The sequence below is a fragment of the Flavobacterium sp. KBS0721 genome (assembly GCF_002007065.3).
In the GTDB taxonomy this organism is placed as follows: Bacteria; Bacteroidota; Bacteroidia; order Flavobacteriales; family Flavobacteriaceae; genus Flavobacterium; species Flavobacterium piscis.
Genome location: NZ_CP042170.1, coordinates 4,453,164 through 4,479,929 on the forward strand (window position 1 = coordinate 4,453,164; position 26,766 = coordinate 4,479,929).

The following is a 26,766-nucleotide window of genomic DNA, read 5'->3' on the forward strand; positions in this document are numbered from 1 at the left end:
CTTTTAAACTTTTTTTACTTATAAACTTCGCTCCACTCCGGTGGTGTAACACCTAATAAATGCTGCACAAAATAGTCTCTGCGTTTGCGTTCGCCATAATCGCCTCCGGCCGAATGTCCCATTCCCGGAACGGTTACTAATTCAAAATTTTTATTGGCTTTTATCAGTGCGTTTGCAAATTGCATGGTTGATGCCGGGTCGACATTATCGTCTAACTCTCCCAGAATCAACATCAGATTACCGTTTAGTTGTGCAGCATTTGCTGTATTCGAGCAAGCTTCATATTCTGGTCCTACGGGATATCCCATCCATTGTTCATTCCACCACATTTTATCCATTCTATTATCGTGACAGCCACAAGATGCTACGGCTACATCATAAAAATCAGAATTAAATACCAAGGCTGCTCCTGCATTTTGTCCTCCGGCCGATGTACCGTGAATTCCTACTTTATCAATATTCATGTAAGGATATTTGGCGGCAGCGGCTTTCATCCAGAGTTTTCTGTCGGGGAAACCTCCGTCTTTTAAATTTTTCCAGCAAACATCATGAAAAGCTTTTGAACGATTTGAAGTTCCCATTCCGTCAATCTGAACCACAATAAATCCTAATTCTGCCAATGACGACATTGCCCAGTAATAAGGCTGGAAATTTTTAGGTACAAATGAATCGTGCGGACCTGCATAAATGTATTCGATAATGGGATATTTACGATTAGGGTCAAAAGTAGTTGGACGAACAATCACTCCCCAAATATCTGTTTTTCCGTCTCTTCCTTTGGCTGTAAAAACTTCTGGTGCCGTCCAGCCTGTTTTCTGCAATTCGGTAATATCAGCTTTTTGCATTTCGGTAATAACTTTCTGCGTATCGACACTTTTTAAAACTGTAACCGGTGCGAAATCTACACGCGAATACTGATCGACATAATATTTGTAATCCGGCGAAAAAGTAACTTTATGATTGCCGTTTTCTGTTGTTAATCTTGTGAAGTTTTTTCCATTAAAATCTATTCGGCAAAATTGTAATAAATACGGATCCTGATCTTTGTCTAATCCGCTTGCGGTAAAATAAATTTGTTTCTTTTCTTCATCTACTTTAATTACTTCTCTAACTGGCCAGTTACCTTTTGTTATTTGATTTTTTACTTTACCAGTAAGAGCGTCGTATAAATACAAATGATTCCATCCGTCACGTTCCGAAGCCCAAACAATTTCGTTGCTTTTTTTAATATCAAAACGGTATCTTTTTCCGCTGTAATCTATAAAAGTTGGACTCGTTTCTTCTATAATAACTTTCACTTTTCCAGTTGTCGCATTTACTTCTAAAACCCGATATACCTGGTGTCCTCTTTGATTGTATTCGAAGGTAAAACTGCTATTATCTTCTTTCCATTCAAACCCTGAAAGACCATATTGTTCCTGAAATAAATCAGTCGCTACCGGAATTTGTTTTTTTGAAGACACTACAAACAATTGCGGACTTTTAAATGGTAATTGATCGCCTGGTTTTAAATAATCCCTGGTTTGTAATTTGGGCTGAAACTGATCTTTTGGACTCGATTCTACAAAATAAATTTTGTGTTCTTCGCCGGGTCTCACTTTATAGGCCATGATTTCGGCACTATTTGGCGACCACTGTAAATATGATGAATAATAAAAACCTTTTGAGCCATCATAACTCAACTGGGTTTCTACATTTGTTTTTTTGTTTTTAATATATAAATTGTAATTTTTAATGAATGCCGTATGTAAAGAATCCGGAGAACCTACAGGTTTATTGCCCAATTCATCAAAGTTTCCGCCCCAATACTCATTTGTTCTTAAAGGCTTTTTATACGCACCTAATTTCTTTAATTCGTAAGTACTTAAATTACAAGAGATTTTGATTGTATCTGCTGTAAAAGTTACTGTAGACAAGGTTTTGTCAAACTCTAAATTTTCAATTGGCAGGTCTTTGGCGTTTATTTCTTTCCCCGCTATTTTTGATAATGACTGTGCTAATTTATGATGATCAAAAGCCTGTTGTTGTTTGTGCTGTTTGGTATCTACCAAAAGAAATTCTTTTCCTTTTAATAGGTTATTGCTATACCATACATAGTCATTTCCTACCCAATGAAACTCTTTTGGAGTATTAATTACTTTATTTTTGAATAAAGAATCTACAGCGTTAGCTCTCTTGTACTCTTTTAAAGTTCCCTGAGCCTGAGCTATTAAACAATACGAAAGTGTTAAAAATACACTTATTTTTTTACCAGTTGTTCTCATAATTTAAATATTAATAAAAATATATATTATTTATTGAGATCTATGGGTTAATATTAACAAATACTAATATTATATTACCCATCGAAACCAAAATGTGAGGGAAATCAGTTATTAAATGCAAGTAAGGTGTTGAAAAACAGTATTTCTTAACCTCAAAAGTGAAATGAAGTAAATCGAATTATTTTTTCTTTGGCTTAAGCCAAAACAAATTTCAATACACCTATTGTAGAGACGCACAGCAGTGCGTCTGCGCAAAGTTTGTTAATATGCAAAATGTTAGGCGCATATTAATGCATCTACATTAATACCTGATTCTATTTTAATAGACGTGACAGGTTTTTAAAACCTGTTAGGACGTCAAAGATTAATTTGGCGTTTTTTCTTTTATCAAATAATAGATTGGAATTCCTATTAACATAATCAAAACGCCCCACCCACAAGTGGAGAATTTGTTGAACAATAACGACACGCAAACTGCCGAGGCAATTACAATATACAGCAATGGTAAAAAAGGATATCCGATTGCTTTGTAAGGGCGAACTGCATCAGGCATTTTTTTGCGAAGACGTATAATTCCGTAAATCGTTAAAATGTAGAAAATCAGCACTATAATGATTACGAAGTCTAATAAATCCCCGTATTTTCCGGTAAGACATAATACAGATGCCCAGATACATTGTGCCCAAAGTGCCCAAGCAGGAACGCTGGAATGGTTTAATATTGCTGCTTTTTTAAAGAACAAACCATCAGTCGCCATTGTATAATATACTCTGGCTCCGGCCATAATCAACCCGTTATTACAGGCAAAAGTCGAAATCATAATCATAATGGCGATGATCAGCGTTCCTATATCTCCAAAAATATAGTCGGCCGCCACAACCGCAACCCTATCCGATTTTGCTCCGGCAATTTCGCTAAGCGGAATAACCGCTACGTACATTACGTTAACCAGAACGTAAATAATAGTTACAATTAAAGTTCCCAGAAACATACTTAAACCCACATTTCTCTTTGGATTTTTTATTTCTCCTGCAATAAAGGTTACGCCTGTCCAGGAATCACTCGAAAATAAGGTTCCAACCATTGCGGCAGAAATTCCTGAAATTAAAGCTGTTGTACCAATTGGCATCCAGGAACCTGTTTCGGTATTAAAGGAACGCGGCGTCCAGGCATCTGTCCAGTTCATATTCCAGATAGAAGATTTGGCAGCTAATGTAAATCCGAAAATGATTAATCCTGAAATGGAAACTATTTTTATAATGGTTAAAATCGTTTGTAGAATCTTACTGTTTTTTACGCCGCGGGTATTCAGATAAGTAAGGAAAATAATGGTTACGATAGAAACGATTTGTGCTACGTTGAGCTTAAAACTCCCCAACTCATAAATAATATTTTCATCGCTGACAGCAGGAATTAAATAGGCTGTAAACTTTGAAAATGCAACGCCAACCGCCGCAATTGTTCCGGTTTGGATAACAGCAAAAAAGCTCCAGCCGTATAAAAATGCTATGAGTTTATTATACGCTTCTTTAAGATAGACATATTGCCCGCCGGCATTAGGAAACATCGCGCTTAATTCTCCATAACTTACTGCAGCAATCATCGTTATGATTCCTGAAATAAGCCATATTAAGATAAGCCATCCTGTTGATCCTACTTGTCTGGCAATATCGGCACTTACAATAAATATTCCCGATCCAATCATAGAACCTACTACAAGCATGGTTCCGTCTAGAAGCCCGAGTTCTTTTTTAAATTCTTCCTGGTTATTGTCTGTCATTTTGGTCTTGTTTTTTGGTTTGTTTTTTGTTTAGGAATGTGGCAATCTGTTTTTTTCTAATTTTAAATGTGGTTTGTATTTAGAATTTTAGGATGCGGGTTATAATGAACATTAAGTTTTAAAGGATTTCCATTCCTATCGGGGCTAGAGTTTTAGGCTTCATGACAATATTTTCGTCTAATTTGTCATTTCGACCGAAGGGAGAAATCACACTAGAAATTCCGTAAAGAAATCGTCAATCTTTGTCGAGTTCCGAGTGTGATTTCTCCCTTCGGCCGAAATGACAAACATTGTGGATATTGATTTTTTTCTAAAGATTTCCTCATTAATTAATGAAATTACCATTCGTGGTTTTACGAAACGTGTCGTGTCATTTCTATAAATATATCGCCCCGCTGGGGCTGGAAAATTAATTCACAATTAATGGCGAAATTTTCTCTCGCAGATTTGGCAGATTAGCAGATCATTAATAAATTCAAGAATAAATCTGCCTAATCTGCTAAATCTGCGAGAAACAAACTATTTATATTCTTTATATCCCGGGAAACTTTAAATACAAATGAAAATCGTTATTTAAATAAAAAAAAACAGCTTCAAGTTTGGTTAGAAAGTGAAGCTGATTTTTTAGAGCTGAAACATTTGTGTATCTACCGAAGTAGTTTTCCCTGAAATGATTTCTTCTACTATTTTGCCTGTTGCAGGCGCCAGACTTAATCCCATCATGGCGTGTCCTGTTACCAGCGTTAAATTTTTAAGTTTTTTATCTCTTGCAATAATTGGCATTCCTGAAGGCGTACAAGGTCTGAAACCAAACCAGGTATCTTCTATTTTTGGCATTTCGATTTTTAAATCCGGATAAAAGTCATTTACCGAGTTCACGATTCCCTGAAGTCTGTTTTGATTGATTTTGGTGTCATTGGTATGCGTAATTTCCATAGTTCCTCCAAAACGAATATCATTATTCATAGGCGTTACAGCAACTTTTCCTTCGCATAAAATGGTTGGAATCGATGGTTTGTGATTTTGATCTTTTAATGTAAAACTATATCCTTTTCCTGGTAAAATCGAAATATTAACATTCAGTTTTTTAGCGATATGCGGACTCCACGATCCTGTTGCCAAAACAACCTCATCTGTGGTAAAATTGCCTTTATCTGTGATAATTTCTGCAACGGTATTATTCTTTAAAACAAAATCATTTACGGTGGTTTGTGAATGAATTTTTACGTTTAACCGGTTCAGTTCTTCTTTGATGAACTGCATGAATTTTTGAGGATATACATGCGCATCACTTTTATAATGAACGCCTCCAATGATATTTGTTGCGGTTCCTTTTTCTAATTTCGAAACTTCATCTTTTGAAAGGAAATCGACTTGTAATCCTAATTTTTCTGCCAAAATTCCTTCGTGTTGAATTTCTTCGCCTGTTTTTTCAGTTTTAAAGAGCATCAAAAGTCCTTTTTCTTCATAAAAAAAGGAATTGTTTTGTTTGGCAAAATCCTGATACAAGTCTTTACTTAAAAGCGATAAGTCGCAAAGTGCGGGCATTGCTTTTTCGACGTGTTTTAAATTGGCGTGTTTGTAGAATTGTAATCCCCATTTCATTAAATCCATATTTAATCTGGGTTTTACATAAAATGGACTCTGACTGTCAAACATCCATTTTATTCCCTGCGCAATCATACCGGGCTGTGCCAAAGGAATTATATGCGATGGAACAATCATTCCTGCATTTCCGTAAGAACAGCCGTCGCTCATATCCGATTTATCAAAAACAACTACTTCATAACCTTCTTTGGCTAGATAATAAGCTGAACACAAGCCAATTATCCCTCCGCCAATTATACTTACTTTTTTCATTAGTATTCTAAATTTAAAAATTCATTGGCAAAGAAGTTTTTCTGTAAACCAATGAATTTTTTACATTATCATTCTTTTTTAAATCACCTGAAAACCAAAAGCATACGGATCGTCATCTTCGTCAATAATGATATTATTGTAACCGTAAACTTTTGCCCAGCCCTGAATACTTGGTACTATGGCTTTGATATCTCCTATAGAAGTTTCTTCTTCTACTCTTCCAATAAATTTACTTCCAATAAAACTTTCGTGTATGTAATCTTCTCCTTTTTTTAGTTTGCCTTTGGCGTGAAGCTGAGCGATTCTGGCCGAAGTTCCGGTACCGCATGGCGAACGATCGATGGCTTTGTCTCCATAAAAAACGGCGTTACGTCCGGATGAAGTTGGATCTATAGGATCTCCTGTCCATAACATATGGCTTACATCCCGAATCGTATCATTTTCTGGATGAATGAAAAGATTTGGATATTTCTCGTTGATGCGTTTACGAACTTCCTGACTGTACTGCACAATTTTTCCGGCGGTAAAATCCTGAACGCCTGAAAAATTCTGCTGCGGATCTACAATAGCGTAATAATTTCCGCCGTAAGCAACATCAAAAGTAATTTCTCCCAATTCCGGACAATCAATAGTAAGACCTTCGGCAGCCAAATACGATTTTACGTTCGTCAATCGTACCCAGTCTACTTTTTTGCCGGTTTGCTGGTATTCGATCTGAACCAAACCTGCAGGTGCTTCCATTTTGATTTTTCCCGGAATTTTCGGAATAACCAAACCTTCTTCGATAGCAATGGTTATCGTTCCTATAGTTCCGTGACCGCACATGGGCAAACAACCTGAAGTTTCGATAAATAAAATTCCGAAATCATTTTCAGGATTACTTGGCGGATACAAAATACTGCCGCTCATCATGTCGTGACCGCGGGGTTCAAACATAAGTCCTTTACGAATCCAGTCGTACTCTTTTAAAAAATGTTGTCGTTTTTCGCTCATGTTGTTTCCAACCAAATTGGGCCCGCCACCAGCGACAACTCGTACCGGATTTCCGCACGTATGTGCATCTACACAAAAAAAGGTTTTTCTTGGCATAAATTATATGGGGTTCTTTGTTAGTATATCATTTACGGTTCTGGTAATATTTAACGGGTTTTTGTCCTGTAAACCGTCTGGTAATAATTGATCCGGCCAATCCTGAAAAGTTACCGGACGAACCCATCTTTTTACCGCTGTTAATCCAACTGATGTAAATTTACTGTCTGAACTTGCAGGAAAAGGTCCGCCGTGTGTCATTCCGGAACAAACCTCAACTCCTGTTGGAACATTATTATAAATTAATCTTCCCACTTTATTTTTAAGGTTTTCGACTACTTCCTTAAAATTGTCGAATTCTTGTAAATCGGAATTTAAAACTGTTCCGGTCAATTGCCCTTCTAAATCGAAGATAATTTTATTAAGCTGTTGAATGTCATCACATTTGACAACTACAGAAAAAGGCCCGAAAACTTCTTTGTGAAATGTTTTATTTTTTAAGAAAGTTTCACCATCAACCGTAATTATATTTTGCAATGCATAATTTGGTTTTACCACTTTCTCTAAACTGGTTTGCTGCGTATATCCTTCTTGTCCAAGTACTTCTGATTTCAGGCTTTCGTATTGGCTTTTTATATTGGGATGCAGCATGCAAGTTGGGTCTATTTTATCTGTCTCTAAAGCTAAAATAGTAATAAAATTATCTAACCCGGCGCTTTTTATACCTAAAATAAGTCCCGGATTTGTACAAAATTGTCCTGTACCAGCCACAATTGAAGCAGCATAATTTTTAGCCCATTTTTCAGCATCTGTTTGTAATGCCGATGGTAAAATCAGAACAGGATTGATGCTTCCCATTTCTGCGTAAACCGGAATTGGAATAGTTCGGTTGGCTGCAATTTTGCAAAGTGCCGTGCCTCCTTTTATACTTCCTGTAAAACCTACTGCTTTTATGGATGGATTTTCGACCAAAGAGACACCTACTTCTATACCGTGGCTGTTCAGGTTCGAAAATACACCATTTGGCATTCCGGTTCTTTTGGATGCTTTTATAACTGCCGAAGCTACTAATTCACTTGTTCCTGCATGAAGCGGATGTGATTTTACCACCACAGGACAACCCGCGGCTAATGCACTGGCTGTGTCTCCGCCAGCAGTAGAAAACGCAAGCGGAAAATTACTGGCTCCAAAAACGACTACAGGCCCTATCGGGATTTGCTGTCTTCGAATATCGGGTTTACCTTCTGTTTTATTAATGATGGCTTCTATCCAGGAACCTTCTCTCAACATCGTAGCAAATGCTCTAAGTTGTCCGGTTGTTCTGCCGCGTTCGCCATTTGCTCTTCCGGCAGGAAGACCTGATTCCTGAACATAAGTTGTTAGTAAATCTTCGCCAAGGGCTTCAATTTCTTCGGCAATAGCGTCTAGAAAATCTGCTTTTTTTACATCTGCAATTGTTCCGTAGGTTTTAAAAGCTTCTTCTGCCAATGCTACGGCCTGTGAAATTTCTTCTGCTGCAGCTTCATAAAAAACAGTTTCATTCTCAGAATTTAGTTCCGGGTTTATTGTTTTGTAGGTCGTTTTACCTTTTGCGGAAAGCACATCTCCAATATAATTTTTTCCTGTAGTCATCGCTTTCTTTTCAATTTTAATTAAATATTTTTATATGCCGGCAATACAGGTCTGTTTTTCATTGCTGAATCAATTATCGACAAAACACGCTCTCTTTCTTTGCCTTGTAACGGAAGTCTTGGTGCTCTTACATTTTCTGTTCCCAGTCCTGTTGCTACTTCTGCCAATTTTATATTTTGTACCAATTGCGGAGAAATATCCAACTCTAATAATGGCATAAACCATCTGTAAATTGCTAAAGCTTCATCTACTTTTCCGGCTTTTACCAATTTATAAATAGCCACTGTTTCTGCAGGATATGCTACCACTAATCCGGCAACCCAACCATCTGCTCCGGCCACTAAACTTTCGAGTGCCAATGTATCGACTCCGCAAAGCACTTTTAATCTGTCTCCAAAACGGTTTCTGATTCTTGTTACATTGCTAATGTCTCTGGTAGATTCTTTTACTGCCTGAATGTTTTCGAGTTTTAAAAGTTCTTCGAACATGTCCAGTGTTACCTCTATTTTATAATCTACAGGATTATTGTAAATCATAATAGGTAATGATGTACTTTGAGCAATTTCCTTAAAATAAACTACTGTTTCATGATCTGTTGCTTTGTAACGCATTGGCGGCAAAAGCATTAAACCATTTACACCTAATTCTTCGGCACGTTTTGCCAAAGTAATGGCTTCGCTGGTCGTTTGCTCGGCGATATTTACAATAACCGGAATTTTTCCTTCGACAATTCTTAGTGTGTTGTTTATTAAAACCTCTTTTTCTTCTTTAGTCAATGTACTTGCTTCTCCAAGAGTTCCGCCAAGTATGATTCCATTCACTCCAGCATCAATTTGTGCTTTAATATTCTTCTCGAACATTACGAGGTCCAGTTGACCTTCTGCTGTAAACTTTGTCGTTACAGCTGGCATTACGCCATCCCATTTTATTTTCATATTCTTAATTTTTATCAAAAATAAAGCTTAAAGAAAAGAGCTCCTGTGTCATTATTAGCCTTTATCAATACTATATTACCATATCTGTTGCATAATCTGTTTTTTTTGTTAATATTTACATATCTAAAAACAAAACGTTGAAAATTCTACCTTTTAAAATACCCAAAACCGAAAGAGAAGCTCTCATTTATCAGGAAGATATTGAGCGTGTTTTCTATGACCAATTGCACCAACATGAAGAAATTCAGATCAGTTATATTGCAAAAGGTTCGGGAACTTTGATTGTAGGGGATTCTATAAATGATTATAAGGAAGACGATATTTTAGTAATTGGTGAGAATGTTCCTCATGTTTTTAGAAGTAATGTAGAGGCAAGTCCGGAATCAGTAATGCTGACTTTGTTTTTTACGAAAACTTCTTTTGGTAAAGATTTTTTTAGTCTAAATGATATGAGTTCTGTAGATGATTTTTTTAAGGATTCTGAGTACGGCATGAAAATACTTTCGAATCAAAAGAAAATTACACATCATTTTAATAAGCTAAAAAAACAGAATAAAATTCAGCGTATTGCTTCTTTCCTAAAAATTATAAATATCATTATCTCTTCAGAAAAAACGCCTCTTTCTTCGTTTGTTTACAAAAAGAAATATACTGATGATGAAGGCCGCAGAATGAGTGCTGTTTTTGAATATGCCATAGAATATTACCATCAGAATATTACTTTAGATGAAGTGGCAGAAAAAGCGAATATGAGTAAAAATGCTTTTTGCCGTTATTTTAAAAAACGCACCAACAAAACTTTTTTTCAGTTTTTGATTGAAATCAGAATTGAGAATGCCTGTAAATTACTTCACAACAAAAAAGATCTTTCGATTGCTTCGATTTCTGAACTTTGCGGTTTTCAGGATATTGCTAATTTCAACAGAAAGTTTAAGGAATTGAAAGGAATTTCGCCTTCGCATTATCGTGCGCAGTTTTAAGTTTTTTTTAGTTTCTCGCAGATTTTTTTAATCGCGCAAAGACGCAAAGTTTTTATTTAACTTGTTTTTATAAATTGTCAAAAAAATAAAGGCTTTAGCTAAATATTTACATTTTGGCTAAAGCCTATAGTTGTCTGCGCATTTTTGTCATCCCGAGGAACGAGGGATCTCCGTTAGTGGCTCGACAATTTTTGAAATACTTTGTGTGAGTTTCTTGTGGAGATTTGTTTCACGCAGATCTTGCAGATTGAGCAGATTTTATTTTTTGTTAGGCTATAATTTTAATATAAAAAAAAATTTAACCCAAAAGTGATTATTATATTGTCAGGCTGATCGTCCCAAGACTTCGGGAGAAGCCCACGTTTCAATTGGAGCGCCTTTCGACTTCGCTCAGGTTGACAATGATTGTAATTATTTCAATTATAATTAAAAAAGTGAAAAGCCATTCCTAAAGAAGGAACAGCTTTTCACACACTTATAATTACAAGTAACCAACTTGTAAAATCTTTATATTAATTTCTAGTAACCGGGATTTTGCTTCAAATTGCTATTTTTAGCCATTTCTGATTGTGGTATTGGAAAAATAGCTCTAAAACTATCTGCAGGATCTCCTTTCTTTGAAAACCAGGATTTTGTTGAATATATTCCAAATCGTATTAAATCTTGTCTTCTATGCGCTTCACCAACAAATTCCCATGCCAGTTCATCGAGGAAACCACCATACTGAATATCTGCACCACCTTCATAATTGGTAATTACTCCAGCCTGATAAGTTCCGTATTTATAAACACTTCCTCCTAAAAGTTTTGCTCCGGTTACTGTTGCTTTTGCAGGATTGGTATTTTTAAAATTTCTTTGTCTCACTTCAGTAACAATAGCTGCGGCTCCACCGGCATCACCTTTTCTTAACAAACACTCTGCTTTTATCATCATAGCATCTGCCAATCTGTAAAAAGGTACATCATTACTTGCTTGTCCTACAACACCAGGGCCAATTTCATATTTAACCATTCTAAAACCTTCGTTAGGTTCGGTACCGTCAACACTAGTCATATAATTAATATATTCAAATTGTGTTACTTTATCATCTAACATTATCGGTTCTCCTTTACTGGTAAACTGCTTGCCGCCTAACCAACAATCTTTTAATCTTTGGTCATCCGGGTCATACGTATCTATAAATTGAGGTATTCCGCCAGTTCCGTTCCAGGGACCTCCTGCCAAGTCAAAAGTGGCCTGACTTGCAGCCGCCAATGTTCTGTATGGCCAGCTTGTTCCCGGAGCTTTTACCTGATCAAAAGGGATGGATAATATTTGTTCCGGAGAAGATTCATTTTTTATAATGAAATTATCCAGATAATTAGATGTCAATCTAAAACCACCATTATTGATAACATCATTCACCTGAGCCAAAGCTTCATCCCATTTAGGAGTACCTAAATAAACACCTGCATTCAGGTATAATTTTGCCAAAGTCATTTTTACAGCCCACTGATTTACTTTACCATAAGTCGAAGAATTATTCTTATCGCTTAAATAAGGTAAAGCTGTTTTTAATTCACTTTCTACAAAATCAAATACTTCTTTTCCTGTGTTTTGAACTGGTAAATATCCCGGAGGATTGATATATGATGTTACAATAGGGACATTTCTAAAATTATCTAATAGTAAATAATAATAAATAGCTCTTAACGCTCTTAATTCCTGAATGACATTTTCTTTGTTTTCAATACCTTCTATTTGCTCTACCTGATATATCGCCCTATTGACTTTATTTACGCCTGTAAACATATAATACCAATTGCCCTCTGCCATTGGAAGCGCAGTTCCCCAGGTATGTTTGTGCATGGTAATGTAATAATCTCCCCAGCCAATTCCGTTTCTTTGAGGCGTCACCATTAGATCTGATGAATCTTCATACAAGTTATAAACGGCATCCCAATCTGCATAAATTTGTCTAAACGAGTTGTAAGCTGGCGCAATAATACTCGCTAAATCCTCTGCAGTTAAATTACTATTCTCTGCGCTTACCTTATCATAAACGGTCTCATCTAAATTTGTACATCCTGTTCCTAAAAGAAGTAAGCCGGAAATAAGAATTTTATATACTATATTTTTATTTTTCATTTTGATTTAATTTAAAAAGTTACATTTAAACCTAAAGTCACACCTCTCGTGCTTGGATATTTATCTCTATTGTCCATTCCCTGCGACAAAGGATCTGCTCTTTTTATCTCCGGATCCAGGCCTTTGTATTTTGTAAATGTGGCCAAATTATTTCCGGATACATACAATCGCATTGCATTTATAATTTTAAATGGTGCTACATCAAAGTTATACGAGAAGGTTACGTTATCTACTTTTACATAATCTCCTTGTTCAACATAGTAGCTTACGTAGGTTTGATTGTAGTTTAATACCGCTTTATCATATACTTTATCATATGCACTCTCTAAGGTATTATAAGCAATTGTTGGATTTTCGTAAAACATACGTTGTGTATTGAGTATTTGAAAATCGAAAGCTCCTGTTAATACAACGCTTAAGTCAAATTTTTTGTAGGTAAAAGTATTCGTCCATCCGGCATAATACTGCGGGATACCATTTCCTAAATATTGCTTGTTTTTATCGTTATACATTTCTGTGGTAAGTGTTTTTGTTGTGCCATCAGGCAATTCAACAATCCATTTACCATCAGTAGTAATGTCTACAGATTTTAATCCCCAAAAATTTCCTATTGACTGTCCAACTTCTAATCTGTGTGTTTCAAATGAAATTGGATCTCCTGTGTTTCCTGTATTCAAAAAATCTCCTTCAATTTTGTATAAATCATTCGAAAGACTCGTTAGCTTATTTTTATTGTGCGAAAAAGTCATAGAAGAATTCCAATTAAAGTTCTTTGTTCTGACAGGAACTGTATTCAAAAGAATTTCAAATCCTTTGTTTTCCATTTTTCCAACATTGGCAGTAATTTGACGGAACAAATAAGGAGGAGTTGGTACATTATAATCCCATAACATATCACTTGTTTTTTTACTGTAGACATCAAAGCTTCCGGAAATTCTATTATCAAAAAATCCAAAATCAAGACCAATATTTACCTCAGCAGTTTTCTCCCAACGCAAATCGGGATTAGGGTTACTTGCCGGCTCTAAACCTTTAACCCATTTTCCGTTACTAAAGAAATAGCCATCATAATTATACAATGTCATTGACATATAAGGATCATTTGGTATTACTCCGGTTTCTCCGTAACCTGCTCTTAATTTTAAAGTATTTATAGCAACAACGTCTTTCAGGAAAGATTCTTTATTGATGCTCCATCCTGCAGAAACTGCCGGAAAATTACCCCATTTGTGATTGTCTCCAAACTTAGATGAACCTTCTCGTCTGATACTAAATAACAAATCGTATTTATTATCAAAATTATAGTTTGCTCTACCAAAAAATCCAATTAATTTACTGTCATTTTTATAACTATCCATAGATGCAGTACCATCTGACAAACCATTACCCGCGTCTAAATTATTATAAGAAAAGGCATCTGTTGGAAAATCAGAATTACCGGCAGAAAATCCCTCATTCACAGTATATTGATAACTGTAACCGCCTAATATTGTAAAATCATGTTTGCCCAAATTTTTATGATACTTAGATGTTAATTCTACATAATCATTATCTGTAACTCCTGTACTTCTTGAGGCAACGCCGTTTCTTTTATTTATGGTATTTGAATAATGTTGTTTGGTTTCAGCATATCCTGTTAAACCTGTATTTTTATTCTTTGAAAGCTGTGCACTAACATCCCATCCCGGTAACAAATCCAAAGTTAAATTAGCGGTAAATCTTTGCCATGTACTATTTCTATCTTGTGTCGTTTCATTCAAAATTGCGACTGGATTGTAATACTGCAGTTTATTTGAATCCTCATTATAAGTTCCATTTGGGTTATATACAGGAGCAGTAGGGTTTCTTATCATAGCCTGTCTGTAAGCATAGGAAGCAATACCTTCGTCGATACCCATATCACTTGTTCCGTTTAGTAAGCTTAAGTTGATCTTTAACTTATCGTTGAACATGCTGTGATTAACATCAAATGAAAATCGGTACTCTTTATTAAACGTATTAATAAAAGCTCCTGTTTGATTTACATAATTAAGGTTTACTATATAATTTGTTTTAGCTGTACCACCTTTAAAAGCTAAATTATGATTTTGAGAAAATCCTGTTCTTGAGATTTCATCTAACCAATCTGTACTGGCACCACCGTCAGTAAAAGGCAAGGTAACTCCTTGTGCACGCAAACCTCTTTGCTGACCTGCATCTAAAAATTTAGCTTTATTAGCAAAATTAGATGTCGTAGCAAATGTCGAATACGTAATTGTTGGCGCTATTTCTGAATTGACTGTTTTTGTTGTAATAAGAATTACTCCATTTGCTCCTCTGGTTCCATAAATTGCAGCCGCCGAAGCATCTTTTAAAACATCTATCGACGCAATTTCATTTGGCGATACCGTATCAATACTTCCGGGTACACCATTAATTAAAACCAAAGGTCCTGTTCCTCCTTTTAAAGTTGAGAAACCACGCAATGTAATATTGGGTGTTGATCCCGGCGAACCTGAACCGTTATTGATACTTAGACCCGCAACTTTACCTTTAATAAGATCTGAAGCATCATTAATGGCGCCTCTTGTAAAATCTTTTTCCTTTACACTGGCTATTGCACTGGTGACCCTTGATTTTTTCTGAGTTCCGTATCCTACAACTACGACTTCATTTAATTCTTCTTTACTATCCTGAAGAGCTACATTTACAACACTCTTATTCAAAACAGCAATTTCCTGAGTTATAAAGCCCATATAACTAAAAATCAATTTTGAATCTTTATTTTTAAGCGTAATCTGAAAATTACCATCAAAATCACTTACAGCGCCATTAGAGGTGTTTTTTTCTAAAACTGATACTCCAGGTATGGGAATATTATTTGCATCTGTAATTTTACCGCTGATCTTCTGTTGTGAAAACGAGCTAAAAACAACAAACAAAAACAAAATCGTAAAGAACATCTTTTCTCTGTAAGAGGATGTTGCAGTACTTTTAAAAACATGCGTGGTTGGTTTCATAATTTAACTATATTGGTTAGTGTATTTTTAACACTTGTAAAATTATGTTAAATTGGAGTTAACGAAAATGCTGATATTACCATATGCTAATACTATATTATCCTCTTTTTTAAAAAAACATCTGTATTTGCTAAATTGACTAATAATTTAACAGAAAATTACGTCAAAAAATAAATTATATCTCTTTTTAAACCCAAAACACCTACAACTATTCAATATAACTTTACGATAATATTATCTCATCACTTGTTTATTGCATCTCTTTTTAAAAGAAATTAAGTTCTTAAAAACAGAAAGCCCTTTCTAAAAATAGAAAGGGCTCTTTATTATGAAAGTATTGTATTGAATACTATTCTATCGAAACAATGATAAATTCACTTCGTCTGTTTAATTGATGTTCCGCTTCTGTACAGGATACACCATCAGCGCAATTATTGATTAGCTGACTTTCTCCATATCCTTTTGCAGTTAATCTGTTAGAAGCAATACCATTTTTTGTTAACCATTGTACGGTTGCTTTTGCTCTTCTGTTCGATAAAGCAATATTGTATTGGGCAGTTTGTCGGCTATCTGTATGAGAACGAACATCGATTTTCATCTTTGGATATTGTTTCATTACCACAAGGATTTTTTCAAGTTCAAACTTTGCATCATTACGGATGAATGATTTATCCAAATCAAAATAAATAATAGGTATGTTTAGCGTTTTCGCCAGATCAGTTCCTACTCCTATTGATTTAATTCGTTTTTCTACTGGTACTACTAAATTTGTTTCGCCAGTTTGTTCTATTATCGTTACCGGAATTTCCTTGGTTTCAAAATCTTCTTTGGCGGTTCTTACGTAGTATTTTTTGCTGCATTCCACATTAAAGCTGTAAGTTCCATCTGCTTTTGTAACAACTTCAGCTATATTCTTAAATTGTTCGTCGAGCAAAGTTACTTTAGCATTTTCGAGTAATTTACCTGTCTCCGAATCAACAATAGTTCCTTTTAGTTTTTGCTCGCAAAGCAGTTTTCTTGTTTCAGTGATTTTGTAAATATCGTCGTTTCCAATTCCCCCTTCTCTGTTAGAAGAAAAGAATCCATTGCTGGTTTCGCTATTGATGATAAAAGCAAAATCATCTTGTTTACTGTTTATTGGTGCGCCAACATTTTGCACTTCCGTAAAAGTACCATCGATTTTAATCGTCGATACAAAAACGTCAAGTCCGCCTAATCCCGGTCGTCCGTCACTGGTAAAATACAATTGATTGTCTGTAGCTATAAACGGGAAAGTTTCTCTTCCTTCGGTATTAATTGCCATTCCCAGATTTTCGGGTTTACCAAAGCTTTTATCATCATTGATCGTTACGCTGTACAAATCAGATTGTCCTAAGGTTCCCGGCATATCAGAAGCGAAATACAATTTTTTTTCATCATTGCTTAATGCGGGATGTGCCGTGCTGTATTGGTCACTATTAAAGGGCAGCTCGGATATATTTGTCCATTTGTCATTAATAAATTCTGCTTTATAAAGCTTTAGCAAGGTAATTTTCTGATCATCTTTTCCTCTTTTTCCTTTAAGATAGTTGTTTCTGGTAAAATACATCGTTTTACCATCTTTTGTAAAAACAGGTGTCGATTCGTTGAACTTAGAATTGATTTTCTTTTGAAAACGTTCCGGTTCTCCCAATGTACCATCAGCTTTTAATTCGGCTGCATACAAATTCGTAAATGCTTTATTCGTCCATTTGAATGTCTTTCTAACTACTCCACCCGTATCTCTGGCAGATGCAAAGACCACTTTATTGTTGTAATAAGCACTTCCGTAATCTGTTTGCTTTGAATTTATTCCTGCATTGGCTATTTCGAATCTTCCTGAATTGGCTTTTATTTGTTCGAGATAGTTTTTATTATTTTCGAATAAAATCCCTCTTTTATCTGTTACCGTTTTTTTATTGAAGGCTTCGAGGATCTTATCCGCTTTAGCGTAATCTCCCTTTGCTTTTAGAGTTTGTGCATAGCGATAATAATATTCAGGTTTCTGTTCTGCATTCATTTCAAAAAGAGCATCATACCATTTGCCTGCTTTAATCAGTTCACCATTAAAATAATAAGCATTACCTAGTCTCTGAAACATGGTTTCATCTTTATATCCTTTTTCTGCAACTCTTTCATAAGTTCCAATTGCATCAATATAAGCATATTGCGTATAATCTTTATCAGCTTTATTTTGACTTGTTGTCTGCGTGTTTCCTTTTAGCCCTATAAGTGCTAAAAAAATAGTAGAAACTATATGTTTAATTTTCATCTTTGAAGGATTTAGAAGAATCTTGGTGAAGTTATACGGCTATAATTATTGAAGAATTCGAATCGCAGGAATATTTCATGTGAACCTGAATTGTAATTATTTAATCTCGTTGTTTCGCGGTCATAAGAATATCCAATAAACAATCCGTCGGTTACCTGAAATCCTGCCATCGCACTTAATGCTGCACTCCATCTGTAAGCTAATCCTGCTACAAATTTATCGTTGAACATAAAATTAGCAGAAAGGTCTACCTGCAATGGTGATCCTTCGACCATTTTGGTCAATACTGCAGGTTTGAATTTAATATAAGGATCTAAATCGAATACGTAACCCGCTATTAAATAGTAGTTTATTTTGTCTTTAAAGATCGCTGTATCATTATCGTCGTACCTATTGGTTTCGATAAAATTGGGTACAGATAATCCTATGTACGCCTTATCTGAATGGTAGTAAACTCCCGCTCCAACATTTGGCGAAAATTTGCTTTTTAGATCCTGAAATTGCGGGTCGCCCTGATGTTCCGGATTTAATTTGTTGACGTCCAGACTAAAAAGGTTCGCGGTTGCCTTGATTCCAAAAGATAACTTAAAAGTTTCAGATGTTGGTACCGTATATGATAAATCAGCTGATAAGGCATTCTCGTTTGTTGGCCCTATTTTATCGTTTACGAATGAAACTCCAAGTCCCAGATTACTGTTGCTTAAAGGTGTATTTAATGAAAAACTACTGGTTTCCGGTGCTCCATCGAGTCCTACCCATTGGGTACGGTACAAACCAAAGATGCTCATTGCTCCTCTGGATCCCGCATAAGCAGGGTTGATATTAATGGTATTGTACATGTATTGTGTGTACTGCGCGTCTTGTTGTGCAAATCCTACAGCGGAAAAAAACATAAAAACTAAAACTAATTTTCTCATTTATTTTTCTTTTAATAATGGCTTAGCTTTTTTTAGGGACTAAGCCATTTTAATTTGTTTTAACTATTATTTAGTGAGGTATAAATATCCTGCTTCCTGATGTGCGTTTGAATCGCTGTCTTTGTACTTAAGAATATAATAATACGTTCCAACCGGCAATCCATCTGATTGTTTTACTGTTGTGCGTCCTTCAGATATTCCTTTAAAAGCACGCTCTTCGTTATTATAGTTCTCACGCTCGAATACTAAAACTCCCCAACGGTTGTATATCTCGACTGTATTGTCAGGATAACATTCTAAGCCCTGAATGTAGAATCGTTCGTTTTTGGCATCTCCATTTGGAGACATCGCATTAAAGATTTTTATTACACAGCCTTCGATTGATAAAACGGTAGGATTATTTCCTAAATTATCTGTGTCATCAGAAGCATCATTTACAATAACACCTAAAGGATTTTGTCCTATTGCTACTGCCTGATTAGAAACTTTTTTAGCATTGATATCACTTTGTTTTAAAGCATATACTCCTTTAAAAGTAGTACTGTCAACTTCTCCCGGAGCTAATGATATTGGCCCTCCTGTCATAACAATTCCAGGAAGCGGATCGTTGACAACAACGTTTGTTAACCTCACATTTCCGGTATTAGTTACCACGAAATTATACGTTATGGTTTCACCTGCTTCGGCATTTTTATTGTTGTTTTCATCATTAAACACTGCTGTCTTAATTAAGGCTATTCCTGATTTTTGTTCCAAAGTAGTAACCGTACAAGTAGGACAGCTAGGCATGTAAAATTTATCATTTGGAGTTAATGGTGAAGTATCTTCAGAATCATTATCGATACTTACTCCCTGTGGATCATTTCCGGTAACCAACGCTAAATTATAGACGGCACCCAAATCGATATCGGCTTGCGTAAGTACATAACTTGCTGTAAAAGTGGTCTCATCAAAAGCTAATGGTTCTAGTGAAATTGGCCCGCCAACAACTGTAACCATAGGATCTGATACTACAATATCTTTCATAGTAACATTTCCTGTATTCATTACTTTAAAAACATAGCTAATACGATCGCCTTCGTTTACTGACCCGTTATGGTTTGTATCTTCAAATGTTCCGTGTTTCAGTAATTTTAAACCAGGATTCTGAGATAATTTTGTTACCGTAGGGTCATTTTTCCCCGGTAATGCAGGATCATTGCTATCTGATAAATCGGTTATTGGAGTTCCAACAATTGGAGTTGCTGTTACTAAGGCCTGATTATTTATAAAACCTGCATCAACATCTGCCTGCGTGATTACATAAGTAGCGTTGAAAGTTGTATCATCTTTGGTTCCAATATTCATTATTGCAATTGGTCCGCCTGTAACAGTTACCATTGGATCAGTTACCACAACATTGGTTAATTGCATTGTTCCAGTGTTTACTACTGAGAAATTATAAGTAATGGTTTCTCCTTTTTGAGCAAAACCGTCGCCATTGGCATCATTAAAAGATCCTTTTTTGATCACTTCGATCGAAGGCACCTGAACTATTAGATCTATTACAGCCTCATCGCAAATCGTTGGATTCGCTTTTTGACAAATTGAATATGTGATAGGATAAGTTCCAGGTGTCGTATTAGGATCAACTGTTATCGTTCCGTCTGTATTTAAAGTTACTCCTGTTGGAAGAACTGTTGACGTGGTTAAAGTTACATCAGCTGGCAAGAATGGTAATCCATCCAAAGTATCATTTCCAAAAACAGTTGGGATTGTTCCTCCCGTTGTTCCGTTGATTGGACTTGGCGTATCATTTGTAGCATCGATTGTAGTTACAATTACTGTAGTAGTTGCTGTATCACAAATTAATGGATTGGCAACCTGACAAATACTATAAGTAACAGGATAAGTTCCCGGTGCTGTGTTAGCATCAACCGTTATTGTTCCATCTGTATTTAAAGTCAATCCTGTTGGAAGAACCGTTGACGTAGTTAATGTTACATCTGCTGGCAAGAATGGTAGTCCATCCAAAGTATCATTTCCAAAAACAGTCGCAACAGTTCCGCCTGTTGTTCCGTTGATTGGACTTGGCGTATCATTTTTAGCATCGATTGTAGTTACAATTACTGTAGTAGTTGCTGTATCACAAATTAATGGATTGGCAACCTGACAAATACTATAAGTTATAGGATAAGTTCCAGGTATTGTATTAGGATCAACTGTTATCGTTCCGTCTGTATTTAAAGTTACTCCTGTTGGAAGAACTGTTGACGTGGTTAAAGTTACATCAGCTGGCAAGAATGGTAATCCATTCAAAGTATCATTTCCAAAAACAGTCGCAACAGTTCCGCCTGTTGTTCCGTTGATTGGAGCTGGTGTGTCATTTGTAGCATCGATTGTAGTTACAATTACTGTAGTAGTTGCTGTATCACAAATTAATGGATTGGCAACCTGACAAATACTATAAGTTATAGGATAAGTTCCAGATGTTGTATTAGGATCAACTGTTATCGTTCCGTCTGTATTTAAAGTTACTCCTGTTGGAAGAACTGTTGACGTCGTTAAAGTTACATCAGCTGGCAAGAATGGTAATCCATCCAAAGTATCATTTCCAAAAACAGTTGGGATTGTTCCTCCCGTTGTTCCGTTGATTGGACTTGGCGTATCATTTGTAGCATCGATTGTAGTGACAATTACTGTAGCAGTTGCTGTATCACAAATTAATGGATTGGCAACCTGACAAATACTATAAGTTATAGGATAAGTTCCAGGCGCTGTGTTAGCATCAACCGTTATTGTTCCATCTGTATTTAAAGTCAATCCTGTTGGAAGAGTTGTTGAAGTTGTAAGTGTTACATCTGTCGGTAAAAATGCAACTCCATCCAAAGTATCATTTCCAAAAACAGTAGCAACAGTTCCGCCTGTTGTCCCGTTGATTGGAGCTGGTGTATCATCTTTGGCATCAATTGTAGTGACAATTACTGTTGTTACAGCCTGATCACAAATCGTTGGATTCGCTTTTTGACAAATACTATAGGTAATAGGATAAGTTCCAGGTGTCGTATTAGGATCAACTGTTATCGTTCCGTCTGTATTTAAAGTCAATCCTGTTGGAAGGGTTGTCGAAGTCGTTAATGTTACATCTGTCGGTAAAAATGTAGCTCCGTCCAAAGTATCATTCCCAAAAACAGTAGCAACAGTTCCGCCTGTTGTCCCGTTGATTGGAGCTGGTGTATCGTCTTTGGCATCAATTGTAGTGACAATTACTGTTGTTACAGCCTCATCGCAAATCGTTGGATTCGCTTTTTGACAAATTGAATATGTGATAGGATAAGTTCCAGGTGTCGTATTAGGATCAACTGTTATCGTTCCGTCTGTATTTAAAGTCAATCCTGTTGGAAGGGTTGTCGAAGTCGTTAATGTTACATCTGTCGGTAAAAATGTAGCTCCGTCCAAAGTATCATTCCCAAAAACAGTAGCAACAGTTCCGCCTGTTGTCCCGTTGATTGGAGCTGGTGTATCGTCTTTGGCATCAATTGTAGTGACAATTACTGTTGTTACAGCCTCATCGCAAATCGTTGGATTCGCTTTTTGGCAAATTGAATAGGTGATAGGATAAGTTCCAGGTGTTGTATTAGGATCAACTGTTATCGTTCCATCAGTATTTAAAGTTACTCCTGTTGGAAGAACTGTTGACGTGCTTAAAGTTACATCAGCTGGCAAGAATGGTAATCCATTCAAAGTATCATTTCCAAAAACAGTGGCAACAGTTCCGCCTGTTGTGCCGTTAATTGGTGCTGGTGTATCATCTTTGGCATCAATTGTAGTGACAATTACTGTTGCTACAGCCTCATCGCAAATCGTTGGATTCGCTTTTTGGCAAATTGAATAGGTGATAGGATAAGTTCCAGGTGTTGTATTAGGATCAACTGTTATCGTTCCATCAGTATTTAAAGTTACTCCTGTTGGAAGAACTGTTGACGTGCTTAAAGTTACATCAGCTGGCAAGAATGGTAATCCATTCAAAGTATCATTTCCAAAAACAGTCGCAACAGTTCCGCCTGTTGTTCCGTTGATTGGAGCTGGTGTATCGTCTTTGGCATCAATTGTAGTTACAATTACTGTAGTAGTTGCTGTATCACAAATTAATGGATTGGCAACCTGACAAATACTATAAGTTATAGGATAAGTTCCAGGTGTAGTATTAGGATCAACTGTTATCGTTCCGTCAGTATTTAAAGTTACTCCTGTTGGAAGAACTGTTGACGTAGTTAAAATAACATCTGCTGGCAAGAATGGTAATCCATTCAAAGTATCATTCCCAAAAACAGTGGCAACAGTTCCGCCTGTTGTTCCGTTGATTGGAGATGGTGTATCATCCTTTGCATCAATTGTAGAGACAATTACTGTTGTTACAGCCTCATCGCAAATCGTTGGATTTGCTTTTTGGCAAATTGAATATGTAATAGGATAAGTTCCAGGTGTTGTATTAGGATCAACTGTTATCGTTCCATCATTATTTAAAGTTACTCCTGTTGGAAGAACTGTTGACGTGCTTAAAGTTACATCAGCTGGCAAGAATGGTAATCCATTCAAAGTATCATTTCCAAAAACAGTGGCAACAGTTCCGCCTGTTGTTCCGTTGATTGGAGATGGTGTATCATCCTTTGCATCAATTGTAGAGACAATTACTGTTGTTACAGCCTCATCGCAAATCGTTGGATTTGCTTTTTGGCAAATTGAATATGTAATAGGATAAGTTCCAGGTGTTGTATTAGGATCAACTGTTATCGTTCCATCATTATTTAAAGTTACTCCTGTTGGAAGAACTGTTGACGTGGTTAACGTTACATCAGCTGGCAAGAATGGTAATCCATTCAAAGTATCATTTCCAAAAACAGTAGCAACAGTTCCGCCTGTTGTCCCGTTGATTGGGGCTGGTGTATCGTCTTTGGCGTCGATTGTGGTGACAATTACAGTAACTGTTGCATCATCACAATTTAAAGGAATATCAACCTGGCAAATTTTATAGTCGAAAGTATAAGTTCCGGCGGCTGTTCCCGCTGCAACATCAACACTACCATCCGCATTTAAAGTTAATCCCGCAGGAACACCTGATGTTCCCAGAGTTAAAACAACTGCTGAAGGAGTAACTAAATCCCCATTTATATTATCATTTGCAAAAATGTTAATAACATTCGTTGCTCCTGTATTTCCGTTAATAGCATCTACACTATCATTATCTGCCACAATTACAGATTTTGTTTCCGTTTCTGTAGCTGTATCATTCCCTGTAGCTGTTCCAGATGTATCTTCTACTGCATTATTACTGCCGTCAACACCTTTTGCTTCAGCTGAATTAATCACTTTACCGGCTATAAGATCAGCTAGCGTTACAGTATGTGTGGCTGTACTATTTGCTGAAGCACTCGGAAGAAGCGTTGTTACTAATGCTGGAGAAATACTTCCCGAATCTGCATTGGCATCCGTAATATTGATATTATATACCGGCACTTTACCTGTATTGGTAACGACTAGATCATAAGTGATTATATCTCCAACTTTATTAAACACTCCTGTTCTGGCTGTTTTAACCAGTTTTAATTCAGCCAGAGGTGTTGCCTTATCACTGTCATTCGTCACAGTGACATCAATATTATCACCTTTTATAGTTGCTGTGTTTGTTACCTGACCTGTGGTTTTTATAGTAGCTGTAATATTTAAAGTAGCAGCTGCATTAACAGCAAGATTACCAATGTTCCAAATTCCGGTGCTTTGAACATAAGTTCCTACGCTTGGGGACGCAGAAACGAAAGTATAACCCGCAGGTAAAGCATCCGTAACCACAACATTTCTATCTTCATTTGGTCCGTTATTTTTAGCTGCTACCGTAAATACAACTTCATTAGCCGTTGATCCGTTTGCAACTGTTTTGGTGACTTCGCGATCTCCACAAACAGCAACATAAATTGCTGCCGATTTTCCTGTAACTCCACAATCACGTGTTCCTGTAATCGAATAATTTCCTGTTTTTACCGGAACTACAGATTGACTGGTTGCACCAGGTATCAACACTCCATCAAGATACCATTGATAAGGTTCTAATCCGGGATCGGCAGTTATAATGTTAAGTGCACAACCATTACTGTCTCTTGTAACGTCAGGAAGCGCTGGGGTTTCATTAAAAGAAGAAAAGAATCCCGACATCGAAAATCCTCCACCTTGCTGTACAATCCCAACATTCATTCTTGCTGAAGAATTAACGGTAATATTGGCAGGATTTCCAATTTGTGCGTTTTCGAATCTAATTAAATAAACTCCTGTTGAACCTAACTGGAAACGAAGATTGCCAGTTGTAGTTTCAATATTAGTCCCGTTTACATAAACAATCGCTGTTAGAGATTCTACCAGAACAAATCCAAAATAAGGCAATACTTGTGCGTTATAACCTTTGAACTGACTTGTTGAAGTCCATTTTGATCCTGAACATCCTCCTACAGGAAGTACGGTAGCAATATCTACTTCACATGATTGGGCTGTTCCTGAATATACTGCAATAGGTTTATTTGATTCTATTATTGATGATGAATAACGAGCGTTAGCATCACCATGATGAATAGAACGATAGGCTCCTCCGTTTGCAAGTGTAAAAGTTGTTGTATTAATAAAAGCTCCATTTGGAGCATAATTAGTTACTGTAACTTGAGTATTTCCTTCAGATGCAATTATGGTAGACTGTTCAGGTAAATTAGTTCCTGTTCCTGACGTACCACTACCTCTTACTACGATATATCGTGTTCCCAGAATACTTACCGGCGCCATTTGATCTACTGCTCCATCTCCACATCCTCCCGGAGTATCTGTATAAGCACCTGTATTGGCTACTACAGGTTTATTTGCTTCAAGTAAATCTCCTGTACCTGTACGTTGAAACAAATAACTTTGTCCTTTATTTAAGAGTACCAGATTGGCTCCGTTTATCTTTACCTGTGTGTTATCATCAATTGCCATAACCGAATAAACGGGAAGGTTGGAGGCTCCGTTAAATCCTGAAATACCTGCAAAATCACTTCTGTAATACCCCAAACGGAAAGCAGTTCCCCTGCCCTCATTACCAAAACTAACCAAAGAAGCATTTCCTTTAATAGTAGCACCGGTAGTATCTCCGCCACCAGAACTAGCCTGATCAGAAGCTACATTTCTAAGATTTACAGATACTTTTCCACCGGTACTTTCTACTATTAAACCTTTATCGTCCTGAATTGTATTAACAGGGTTACTATTTAATTGCCATGGCGATCCAACGAAACGATAGACATCAGGCGCAGCCGAAGTAAGTGTGCGTGTTGCAAGAAATGTACCGTCACTTTTCTTTAAAGTTACCGTGACCGTTGTGGTCGATTCTGTAGTAAGTACAATTTCATTTGCTTTACTCCAGTATTGCCATGGAGATGGCGCTATGTAATGACTTGTTGCATACTGTGCATTTCCTTTAAATACAAAAAAAAGAAACAAAAATAAAAACAGTATTTTTTTGGGTAATTTTTTTCTCATAGTTATCATTTGAATTATTATCCTAGATATATTTTGATTTTGGGTGCGAAATTATAGATTAGAGCTTCCAATAAAGGGAGCACTCCTTTCTCGATTACGTAATAGAGAAAATATCCGATCAGAAAAAAAAGCATAAACAGCTAACAAACAGATATTTGCAGTTAAACGACTTTTAAAGCATTTTAACGAGTACAGTTGTTATTTTCACACTTAATCGCGATTTGATAAGTAATTACAGCGCTATTACCATAGAAGTATTGGATAATTATGGCTGAAAAAATCCAGTTTGATCGTAAAATAATATAGTAAAGTGTATTTTCTATTAGAAACAAAATGACTTTCTTCTGAAGCTAATTAATGAGAAAGCAGCCAAAAAATTTATCTTTGCAAAAGCTTTCATTTTTGAAATTGCCTAGT

12 protein-coding genes are annotated in these 26,766 nt (G+C 36.3%); 1 reads left to right on the forward strand and 11 read right to left on the reverse strand.

The genetic code is table 11. The features are described from left to right. Positions 1–14 precede the first annotated feature (14 nt). From B0M43_RS18945 to B0M43_RS18970, 6 genes are all read right to left on the reverse strand, one after another. On the reverse strand, positions 15–2,264 hold the full coding sequence (locus tag B0M43_RS18945) for a S9 family peptidase (RefSeq protein ID WP_078007741.1): 2,250 nt from the start codon (positions 2,262–2,264) through the stop codon (positions 15–17). Positions 2,265–2,628: 364 nt separating this feature from the next. Continuing rightward, positions 2,629–4,044 (reverse strand): APC family permease, encoded by a 1,416-nt coding sequence (locus tag B0M43_RS18950; RefSeq protein ID WP_078007742.1) that lies wholly within the window; start codon positions 4,042–4,044, stop codon positions 2,629–2,631. A gap of 624 nt (positions 4,045–4,668) precedes the next feature. Further along, entirely contained in the window at positions 4,669–5,904 is a 1,236-nt protein-coding gene (locus B0M43_RS18955; protein WP_078007743.1) for an FAD-binding oxidoreductase, read from the reverse strand. A gap of 78 nt (positions 5,905–5,982) precedes the next feature. Further along, positions 5,983–6,993, reverse strand: coding sequence for a 4-hydroxyproline epimerase (locus tag B0M43_RS18960; protein WP_065448419.1), 1,011 nt, complete (start codon positions 6,991–6,993; stop codon positions 5,983–5,985). Between the two features lie 3 nt (positions 6,994–6,996). Further along, the gene (locus B0M43_RS18965) at positions 6,997–8,565 is read right to left on the reverse strand and encodes an aldehyde dehydrogenase (NADP(+)) (RefSeq protein WP_078007744.1); all 1,569 of its coding nucleotides are present in this window, start codon (positions 8,563–8,565) and stop codon (positions 6,997–6,999) included. Between the two features lie 20 nt (positions 8,566–8,585). Continuing rightward, positions 8,586–9,500: a dihydrodipicolinate synthase family protein gene (locus B0M43_RS18970; protein ID WP_065448417.1), complete on the reverse strand. Its 915-nt coding sequence runs from the start codon at positions 9,498–9,500 to the stop codon at positions 8,586–8,588. A gap of 137 nt (positions 9,501–9,637) precedes the next feature. Between B0M43_RS18970 and B0M43_RS18975 the strand changes: the two genes are divergently transcribed. Next, positions 9,638–10,480 (forward strand): AraC family transcriptional regulator, encoded by an 843-nt coding sequence (locus B0M43_RS18975; protein WP_065448416.1) that lies wholly within the window; start codon positions 9,638–9,640, stop codon positions 10,478–10,480. A 519-nt stretch (positions 10,481–10,999) separates the two neighbouring features. Here the strand turns inward: B0M43_RS18975 and B0M43_RS18980 are convergent. From B0M43_RS18980 to B0M43_RS19000, 5 genes are all read right to left on the reverse strand, one after another. Beyond that, positions 11,000–12,607, reverse strand: coding sequence for a RagB/SusD family nutrient uptake outer membrane protein (locus B0M43_RS18980; protein ID WP_078007745.1), 1,608 nt, complete (start codon positions 12,605–12,607; stop codon positions 11,000–11,002). Positions 12,608–12,618: 11 nt separating this feature from the next. Further along, complete coding sequence (locus B0M43_RS18985; RefSeq protein WP_078007746.1) at positions 12,619–15,606, reverse strand: TonB-dependent receptor; 2,988 nt, start codon at positions 15,604–15,606, stop codon at positions 12,619–12,621. Between the two features lie 349 nt (positions 15,607–15,955). Continuing rightward, complete coding sequence (locus tag B0M43_RS18990) at positions 15,956–17,896, reverse strand: OmpA family protein (RefSeq protein ID WP_078007747.1); 1,941 nt, start codon at positions 17,894–17,896, stop codon at positions 15,956–15,958. Positions 17,897–17,907: 11 nt separating this feature from the next. Further along, on the reverse strand, positions 17,908–18,813 hold the full coding sequence (locus B0M43_RS18995; protein WP_065448412.1) for a type IX secretion system membrane protein PorP/SprF: 906 nt from the start codon (positions 18,811–18,813) through the stop codon (positions 17,908–17,910). Positions 18,814–18,879: 66 nt separating this feature from the next. After that, positions 18,880–26,349: a gliding motility-associated C-terminal domain-containing protein gene (locus tag B0M43_RS19000; protein WP_168199962.1), complete on the reverse strand. Its 7,470-nt coding sequence runs from the start codon at positions 26,347–26,349 to the stop codon at positions 18,880–18,882. Between the last annotated feature and the right edge of the window lie 417 nt (positions 26,350–26,766).

Coding starts and splice junctions, on each gene's coding strand:
- B0M43_RS18945 (WP_078007741.1), bottom strand. CDS start 2,264: ATGAGAACAACTGGTAAAAAAATAAGTGTATTTTTAACACTTTCGTAT.
- B0M43_RS18950 (WP_078007742.1), bottom strand. CDS start 4,044: ATGACAGACAATAACCAGGAAGAATTTAAAAAAGAACTCGGGCTTCTA.
- B0M43_RS18955 (WP_078007743.1), bottom strand. CDS start 5,904: ATGAAAAAAGTAAGTATAATTGGCGGAGGGATAATTGGCTTGTGTTCA.
- B0M43_RS19000 (WP_168199962.1), bottom strand. CDS start 26,349: ATGAGAAAAAAATTACCCAAAAAAATACTGTTTTTATTTTTGTTTCTT.
- B0M43_RS18960 (WP_065448419.1), bottom strand. CDS start 6,993: ATGCCAAGAAAAACCTTTTTTTGTGTAGATGCACATACGTGCGGAAAT.
- B0M43_RS18965 (WP_078007744.1), bottom strand. CDS start 8,565: ATGACTACAGGAAAAAATTATATTGGAGATGTGCTTTCCGCAAAAGGT.
- B0M43_RS18970 (WP_065448417.1), bottom strand. CDS start 9,500: ATGAAAATAAAATGGGATGGCGTAATGCCAGCTGTAACGACAAAGTTT.
- B0M43_RS18985 (WP_078007746.1), bottom strand. CDS start 15,606: ATGAAACCAACCACGCATGTTTTTAAAAGTACTGCAACATCCTCTTAC.
- B0M43_RS18990 (WP_078007747.1), bottom strand. CDS start 17,896: ATGAAAATTAAACATATAGTTTCTACTATTTTTTTAGCACTTATAGGG.
- B0M43_RS18995 (WP_065448412.1), bottom strand. CDS start 18,813: ATGAGAAAATTAGTTTTAGTTTTTATGTTTTTTTCCGCTGTAGGATTT.
- B0M43_RS18980 (WP_078007745.1), bottom strand. CDS start 12,607: ATGAAAAATAAAAATATAGTATATAAAATTCTTATTTCCGGCTTACTT.